The sequence below is a fragment of the Streptomyces sp. NPDC107546 genome (assembly GCF_055639175.1).
The window spans coordinates 202,030-209,971 of the sequence record NZ_JBVKBA010000014.1 but is presented as its reverse complement, the minus strand read 5'-3'; the positions used below and the strand labels follow the sequence as shown (position 1 = coordinate 209,971).

Annotated in this window: 6 protein-coding genes; 2 read left to right on the top strand and 4 right to left on the bottom strand. The window is 72.0% G+C overall.

Annotated elements, in window-relative coordinates:
• Positions 1 to 226: 226 nt before the first annotated feature.
• The 4 genes from ACZ7L1_RS22175 to asnB all read right to left on the bottom strand — a co-directional run bounded on the left by ACZ7L1_RS22175 (position 227) and on the right by asnB (position 5,205).
• On the bottom strand, positions 227 to 1,003 hold the full coding sequence (locus ACZ7L1_RS22175) for a GNAT family N-acetyltransferase (protein ID WP_471439465.1): 777 nt from the start codon (positions 1,001 to 1,003) through the stop codon (positions 227 to 229).
• A 102-nt stretch (positions 1,004 to 1,105) separates the two neighbouring features.
• Positions 1,106 to 1,960: a GNAT family N-acetyltransferase gene (locus ACZ7L1_RS22170; protein ID WP_471439464.1), complete on the bottom strand. Its 855-nt coding sequence runs from the start codon at positions 1,958 to 1,960 to the stop codon at positions 1,106 to 1,108.
• 444 nt (positions 1,961 to 2,404) lie between these two features.
• Positions 2,405 to 3,037, bottom strand: a complete 633-nt coding sequence (locus ACZ7L1_RS22165; RefSeq protein ID WP_471439463.1) for a chaplin — start codon at positions 3,035 to 3,037, stop codon at positions 2,405 to 2,407.
• A 326-nt stretch (positions 3,038 to 3,363) separates the two neighbouring features.
• Positions 3,364 to 5,205, bottom strand: a complete 1,842-nt coding sequence (asnB, locus tag ACZ7L1_RS22160; RefSeq protein WP_471439461.1) for an asparagine synthase (glutamine-hydrolyzing) — start codon at positions 5,203 to 5,205, stop codon at positions 3,364 to 3,366.
• Positions 5,206 to 5,599: 394 nt separating this feature from the next.
• Between asnB and ACZ7L1_RS22155 the strand changes: the two genes are divergently transcribed.
• Positions 5,600 to 6,697 carry a baeRF3 domain-containing protein gene (locus tag ACZ7L1_RS22155; protein WP_471439459.1) on the top strand — a complete coding sequence of 366 codons (1,098 nt, stop codon included), beginning with the start codon at positions 5,600 to 5,602 and terminating at the stop codon, positions 6,695 to 6,697.
• Positions 6,698 to 6,774: 77 nt separating this feature from the next.
• Complete coding sequence (locus ACZ7L1_RS22150) at positions 6,775 to 7,800, top strand: Gfo/Idh/MocA family protein (protein WP_471439457.1); 1,026 nt, start codon at positions 6,775 to 6,777, stop codon at positions 7,798 to 7,800.
• The last annotated feature ends 142 nt before the right edge of the window (positions 7,801 to 7,942 follow it).

Genomic DNA, 7,942 nt, shown 5'->3' with positions numbered 1-7,942 from the left:
GTCGCCCGCGTACCGGATGTACTCGGGCGATGCGACAACGCGGCGAGGTGCCGTGCCGGACGCCGCGAGCCGGTGAACCTTTCCGGCCACAGCACCAGATCGCCGGCCATTCCCCGTACCAGGCGAGCGTGGCGTCCAGCGCCTTCACGAGCGGTGTGGGGGTGACGCCGAAGGCGCGCTGCTGTCACCCGGCCTGACCGCCGGCCGTCAACGGCCCCCGCGCCGGCTAGGGCTTGTACACGTAGGGCGTCGTGGTGGTCAGGGGTTCGAAGCCGAGGCGGGTCAGGATCGGGCGGCTCTGATCGGTCGCGTCGACCTGGATGTAGCGGTAGCCGCGGGAGGCCGCGACCTCGGCGCGGTGGGCGACCAGGGCCCGGTAGATGCCTCGGCCGCGCCAGTGGGGGACGGTGCCGCCGCCCCACAGTCCCGCGAAGCGGGTGCCGGGCACCAGTTCCAGACGGGCCGAGCTCACCGGTTCGTCGCCCGCGAGGGCCACCACGGCGACGACGTTGTCCCGGTCACCGGCGAGCCCGGCGAGAAGCCGGTGGCGCAGCCGGGCGCCGTCGGCGCCGAAGGCCTTCTCGTGGACGTCCGCCACGAGGTCGACGCCCGCCGGATCGGTGACCGGCACGATCCGTATGCCGTCGGGCACCGCTACGTCGAGGGTCAGGTCGGCCGCCTCCGCGACCATCAGCGTCTCCTCGGGCTCGGGGGTGAACCCCTCCGCCCGCAGCCGCTCGCCCAGATCCACCGGGAGGTCGTGCCCGTACAGCTTCCACTCGAACTCGCGGCCGAGCCCGGTGAAGTAGGCGATCTGCTCGGCGATCGCCGTGTCCGCCGTGGACTCGTCCAGGTCCGACCAGACGACTCCGTTCCAGCCGTGCGGCGAGCCGGTCAGGCGGACCACCGTCGCGCCCCGCTCGATGCGGGCACCAGGCTCGTCGGGCCGCGCGCCCTCCCTCATGTCCCGGTCGTACAAAGCCAGTACGGCAGCGTGATCCATGGCTCACTCCAACGTCCGGGGCATGTGCTGGAACCGTAGTACATCGTGACCACGGGGCGTTCGGTCCCCCTTGCAACGGCGCTTCCACCGGCGCGCGGCGAACTAGCCGAGCTCCAGAGTGGTCACCCCGTACACACGCTCCTCGCCGAAGGATCTGACCGGTCCCGTGTACATGCGCGCTGTTTCGAACGACGGGGTCAGGCCGGCGCGTTCGGCGAGTGCCACGGCCGCCGTGTTCGGTTCGGGGACGTCGACGGCGATCTCCCGTCCCGCGGCTTCGGCTGCCAGCGCGGCGAAGAGGGCGTCGGCGTCCTCGGCGCTGTCGGCGAACAGGGGGCCGATGCGCAGCCCGTCGCGGGCGGGCCGGATCACCGCGTAACCGGTGAGGCGGCCGTCGCCGGGACGGACGAAGACCCGGTGGCCGCGGGTGGTGAGCCAGTGTTTCAGGAAGCGGGGGCGGTCGGCGGGGCAGCAGGCGCTGTCGTACGCCGCGATGGCGTCGAAGTCGGCCCTCTCGGCCGGGCGCACTCCGGGCACGGGCTCCGCGGCGGGGGCGGCTCCGGTGAACCGTACGGTGCGGTGGGCCGGTTCGAAGCCGGAGCGGCGGTAGTTGTCCTGCTGGGCGACCACGCCGTCGAGGCCGACCGTACGGTCGCCGGCGTGGGCCAGCCCCGTCTTCCAGGTGGTCAGTCCCAGGCCGCGACCGCGCAGGTCCGGCCGTACGAGGTAGCAGCCCAGGAAGGCGTAGTCGGCGCCGTAGGTGACGACGGAGACCGCCGAGACGGGCTCGCCGCCGAGCCGGCCGATGAAGAAGCCCTCGGGGTCCTGGGCGAAGAAGGCGGCGCCGTCGGACAGACCGGGGTTCCAGCCCTCGTCCGCGGCCCAGCCGCTGATCACCGGCCAGTCGTCGAGCGTGGCCCGGGTGACGACCAGGTCATCGGGACCCGCAGAGGTCATCGTCGCGCTCCCTTCCATGGGGGTCGGGCGCGGCGGAGGGACCGGCCGCGCCGCGAGCATCCTTTCCGATGCCGAAGACGTGCGCCACCGTAGGCACGCTGGTTGCCGCCTCGGACAATTCCTCGTCCCCGGACGGGCGTTGAAGCAGAAGGCCGAGAGGGCCGGGTTCACCCGTGAGGGCGACCACCGCAGCGTCGTGTTCCATGGCGGACGGTGGCGCGACGGCGTGCGGTACGCCGTTCTCCGGGGCGACCCGGCCACAACCGGCCCAGGCTGACACCGACGGTGCCGAAGGCCCCGCCGCCGGTCGGTGCGGCGGGGCCTTCGGCCGATGCGTTCGGTCGGCTGATGACCCGGCAGGCGGTGTTCGCCCGTCAAGCAACGGTGTCCGGCGCGTGCTCTTGGCCGGCCCTCGCGACGGGGCGAACGCCGCCCGTAGGGGCGCTAGCGGGTCGCTGACGATCGAAAGCGCCGGTACAGCAGCGTCCCGCCGAGCAGCAGGGCCCCGCTTCCCGCCAGTGCGGGCACGGTCACGTCCGCGCCCGTGTGGGCGAGGGTGACCCCGGCCTGCTGCACCGGAGGCGCCGTCCGTACCGGGGTGTGGGCCTTCGGCGGTGTGGCGGGGCGGGCCGTGCTCGAGGTGTTCGTGGAGCTGTTGCCCACCGACGCGTTGCCGGCCCCGGCCACACTGACCGAGTTGCCGGTGACGTTCACGGGGACGTCGACCGGGAGTTGCAGGCCGTTGCCCGCGAGCACGCCCGAGGAATCCTTTCCGCCGGTGTGCGCGGTGGCACCGCCCCCGGACACCGCTCCCTGCCCTGCGCCGGACCGGCCCGCGCCCCGGTTCTCGCAGGAGTTTCCCGCCGCCGGGTTCAGCAGCCCCACGACGTCCACGGTGTTGCCGCACACATTGACCGGCACGTGCACCGGGACCTGGAGGGTGCTGCCGGAGATCAGCCCGGGCGAACCCGCCGCGGTGCCGTCCGCCGCGGAGTCCGCGTGCGCCGGCAGCGCCACGGCCATCGCCCCCGAGGCGGCGGCCACGGCGATCAAACCATTCCGGGTAACCCGATTCATAGGTTCCCTGCCTTCCAGACATGGTCGCGAGCACTCGCTCGCACCCCGTAAAACGCAGACGAACCATCCGAGTTATGGCTTATCTGCCTTTCACCCCTTCGAGTGGCACGGTTGTCGAACCGGCGGGCAGGCCGTCGCGGGTGGCGCACGGTACGGCAGGTCCGCCCGTTCCGCCTGTCCGGAGGCGCGCTCCGCAGGGCCCGCCCATGGTGATCACGGGGTCGTCGCCGGAGCCGCGACAGGGTCGTCCCCGGAGGCCCATGCTCACGGGGATCTGCCGCCGAACGGGAGCTCCTGCCGCCCGGAGCCGCCCGGCTGAGCGGCGCTCAGCTGACAGAGAGCTCCGGGGTGTACAGGTCCAGCCAGAGGGCCAGGTCCAGGGCCCGTTCCAGGCCGTGGCGCGAGGCCTGGGTGATCTGCGGGGTGTCGCGGTGGGCGGCCCGGCGCAGCCGTTCTCGGTCGACCAAGTCGAAGACGGGGTGAGAGGGACGGGCCAGGAGGTCCTTCGCGTGCTCCTGGAGGGCGAGGGCGTACCTGGGGTCCTGGGTGGAGGGGTAGGGGCTCTTGACCCTGTCGTACACGGACTTCGGGATCAGGTCCGCGGCCGCCTCCCGCAGCAGGCTCTTCTCGCGTCCGTCGAAGGACTTCAGCGCCCAGGGCGTGTTGTAGACGTACTCGACGAGCCGGTGGTCGCAGAACGGCACCCGCACTTCCAGGCCGACCGCCATGCTCGTACGGTCCTTGCGGTCGAGCAGGACCCGTACGAAGCGGGTCAGGTGCAGATGGCAGATCTGCCGCATCCGGTACTCGAAGTCGCTCTCCCCCTCCAGGCGCCCGATGTCCGCTACGGCCGTGCGGTAACCGTCGGCGATGTACGCCTTGAGGTCCAGGGCCTCGGTGAGGTCGGGGCGCAGGACGTCGGCGTCCTCGCCCCAGTCCCGGCCGTGGCGGACCAGCCAGGGGAAGGTGTCGGCGCGGCGTGCCTCCTCGTCGAAGAACTGCTGGTAGCCGCCGAAGACCTCGTCGGCGGACTCCCCGGACAGCGCTACGGTGGACTGCTCGCGGATCGCCTGGAACAGCAGGTAGAGCGAGGTGTCCATGTCGCCGAGTCCCGTCGGAAGGTCGCGGGCGCGAATGACCTTGGCGCGCACGTCGAGGTCGGCGAGGGCCTGGGCGTCGAGCACGATGTCCTGGTGATCGGTGGCGCAGGCGCGGGCCACGTCGTGCACGAACGGCGCGTCGGGGGTGGCGCGCAGTTCGTCTGCGACGAAGTGGTCGGCCTGTCCGACGAAGTCCACGGCGAAACTGCGCACCTTCTCGCCGCGCAGGGCCAGTTGCCGCGCGGCCAACGCGGTCATCGCGGAGGAGTCGAGGCCGCCCGAGAGCAGGGTGCAGCGCGGCACGTCGGCGACGAGCTGGCGGCGCACGATGTCCTCGAGCAGCGCCCGGACGGTGGCGATGGTGGTGTGTCGGTCGTCGGTGTGCGGCCGGGTCTCCAACTGCCAGTAGACGCGCCGGTGTACGCCCTGCCGGTCGACGGTGACGACGGTGCCGGGCTCCACCTCGCGCATGCCGTCCCAGACGGCGTGCCCGGGCGTCTTGACCAGCGCGAGCAGTTCCCGCAGCCCGTCGAGGCGGATCCGGGCGGGGGCCAGCGGGTTGGCGAGGATCGCCTTGGGTTCGGAGCCGAAGAGGACGCCGTCGGGGGTCGGGTGGTAGTAGAAGGGCTTGATGCCCATGCGGTCGCGGATCATCACGAGTGTGTCGCGGCGGCCGTCCCAGAGGGCGAAGGCGTACATGCCGTTGAGACGCTCGGCGAGCGCGTCGCCCCACTCGAGGTAGGCGCGCAGAACGACCTCGGTGTCCGAATCGGTGGTGAAGCGGTGACCCAGGGCGCTCAGTTCACGGCGCAGCTCGGTGAAGTTGTAGGTCTCCCCCGAGTACACGAGCGCGACGGTGCCCTGCGGGGTCTGGGCGGTCATCGGCTGGCGTCCGCCGGGCAGGTCGATGATCGCGAGCCTGCGGTGGCCGAGGGCGGCGGCACCGCCGGTCCAGGTGCCGCTGTCGTCGGGGCCCCGGCAGGCCATGGTCCGCGTCATCGCATCCAATGTCGCGGTCTCGGTCCGCAGATCGCGGTCGTAGGAAACCCACCCGGTGATGCCGCACATGTGTCGCCTCCCGCGTCCGATCGCCGGGACTATGCGTCGACCTGCGGCTTCGCAAGGGTCGAGCATCGCCCCGACCAACCAGTTGTATTAAGCAGCTATATGTCGAGCGTGTGTCATGCCGCGGCAGGCGGTCAACGCGGCAGTGACCCGGCCGGGCTCGCTCGCCCCCACTGTTTCGGCCGGGTTTTACGTCTCGTGTACGCGCCGGTGGGCCTCAACGAGGGACGCGGCCGTCGGGTCTCGGCCACGGGCAAAGAGTTTTCCAACATCCCGATTCCTCTCGGGGGCCGTCGGCCCACGGGACGGCGCCGCCGCCCAGCCGGATGTCACAGTAATCACTTTGCCCACAGTTGCCCCGAATGCCCGACAAGCGAATCGGTCCTAAGGTGCTGATATGGAGCATGCCCTCAGTCCCACGACTCTCGCGGAACTGCGCCGGCCCCGGCCGTACCCCGCGGTGTCGGTGCTGACGCCGACGCACCGCCGCGCGACCGAGCACGCGGAGGACCGGGTACGGCTGCGCAACGCGCTGGCCGACGCCAAGAAGCAACTCGAGGCCGACCCGGCGGTCCCCAGGGAACGCCGTATCGACGTCGCGGACCAACTCGACCGGGCACTCGCCGAGGTCGACCTCGCGCATACCGAGGACGGCCTGGTGATCTTCGCCGCGCCGGGCGAGCACCAGGTGTGGTCGCTGGCCCGCGCGGTGCCCGAGCGCGTGGTGCTCTCGGACACCTTCCTGACCCGGAACCTGGTGGCCGCGCAGGTCGCCGAGCGGCCGTTCTGGGTGCTCACGGTCTCGGCCGACCGGGTGACGCTGTGGAACGGCGGTGCCGGCCACGTCGCGGAGGAGCGCGTCGGCGGCTTCCCGCTGACCCGGAGCCGGGAGAACTTCGACGCCGAGCGCCAGATGCAGATCGGCGACATGCCGAGCACGTCCCGCGACGAGACGACCCGCCGCTTCCTGCGCGAGGCCGACACCGCGATGAGCAGGGTCCTGCGCCGGTATCCGCGCCCGCTCTACGTCGCCGGCGAGCAGGCCGCGCTGTCCGTATTGGACGAGCTCGGCACCGTCACCAAGGACGCGGTCCACGTCCGCCACGGCGGTCTCGCCCACGGCACCCCCGACGCCGTGTGGCAGGCCGTCGGGCCGGTGATCGCCGCCGAGGAGCACAGGACCGTCGAGACGGTCAGCCGTGAGCTGGAGTCGGCCCGCGGCCGCAAGGCGTTCGCCGCCGGCGTCGACGAGGTCTGGCAGAACGCCTCCGACGGACGCATCCGCCTCCTCGCGGTGGAGGAGAACTACCGCGTCACGGTACGCGCCGACGGCGGCGACCATCTGGTGCCCGCCGAGAGCGGCGACCTGGACGCCCGCGAGGACATCGTGGACGAGATCGTGGAGCGCTGCCTGGACACCGGTGCCGACGTCCGATTCGTCCCGGACGGTGCCCTGGGCGACGCACAGGGGATCGCCGGGGTGCTCCGCTACTGAGCCGCTCACCTGCCGAGGCCGTCCCTCCGCGGTCTACCCTGCCGGGGACGGTCCGCGGAGAGAGAGGGCGGGGGCACATGGGCGATCTGCTGGGCGTGGCGGTACTGGGTGCGGGGCACATGGGCGCCGACCACATACGCCGGCTGGACCGCGTGGTGAGCGGAGCGAGGGTGGTGGCCGTGGCGGATCCCGAGAAGGACCGCGCCGAGCAGGCCACGGCCGGTGTCGAAGGCGTTGTGGTGCACGTCGAACCCGAGGCCGCGCTGGACGCGCCCGGCGTCCGGGCCGTGCTGATCGCCTCGCCGGGCCCGGCCCATGAGGAGGCGCTGCTCGCGGCCTTCGCGCGCGGGCTGCCGGTGCTGTGCGAGAAGCCGCTGGTGCCGGACGCGGCCGGGGCGCTGCGCGTGGTCGAGGCGGAGTCCCGGCTCGGCCGGCGCCTCACGCAGGTGGGGTTCATGCGCCGGTACGACGCCGAGTACCTACGACTGAAGTCGCTGCTGGACAGCGGCCGGCTGGGGAGGACGCTGATGCTGCACTGCACGCACCGCAACGTCTCCTCGCCTCCCGGTTTCACCACCGCCATGCTGATCGACAGCTCCGTCTCGCACGAGATCGACGCGGCCCGCTGGCTGCTGGGCCAGGAGCCGACCGCGGTGACCGTGCTGCGCCCCGGGTCGTCCTCGAACGCTCCCGACGGCCTGCTCGACCCGCAATTCGTGCTGTTCGAGACGTCGGGGGGCGCCCTCGTCGATGTGGAGATCTTCGTCAACACCGGCTTCGGCTACCAGGTGCGCTGCGAAGCCGTCTGCGAGGGCGGCAGCGCCCGCATCGGCGAGGGGCACTCCATGGTCGTCACGACCGCGGACGGCGCGCGTGAGGAGGTCGCGCAGGACTATCTCGTCCGGTTCGCCGACGCCTACGACCGCGAGGTGCAGGCCTGGGTCGACGCCACCCGGCAGGGGCGGGCCACCGGGCCCTCCGCGTGGGACGGCTATGCCGCCTCCGTGGTCGCCGAGGCGGGCGTACGGGCCCAGGAGAGCGGCAAACGGGAGACGGTCACCCTGGCACCGCGCCCCGAGCTGTACGGGGGCGATGACCGCTGACAGCCTCAGCGGACCCGTACACGCATTCATCACCCGTACTCGTGCACGACCTGACGTCTGTGCCCCGAACGTCAAGTGGCGTACTCTCCCTACGACTTGCTCGGCCGGACCACCCCGTCACCGGCTCCGACCACTTCTTCCG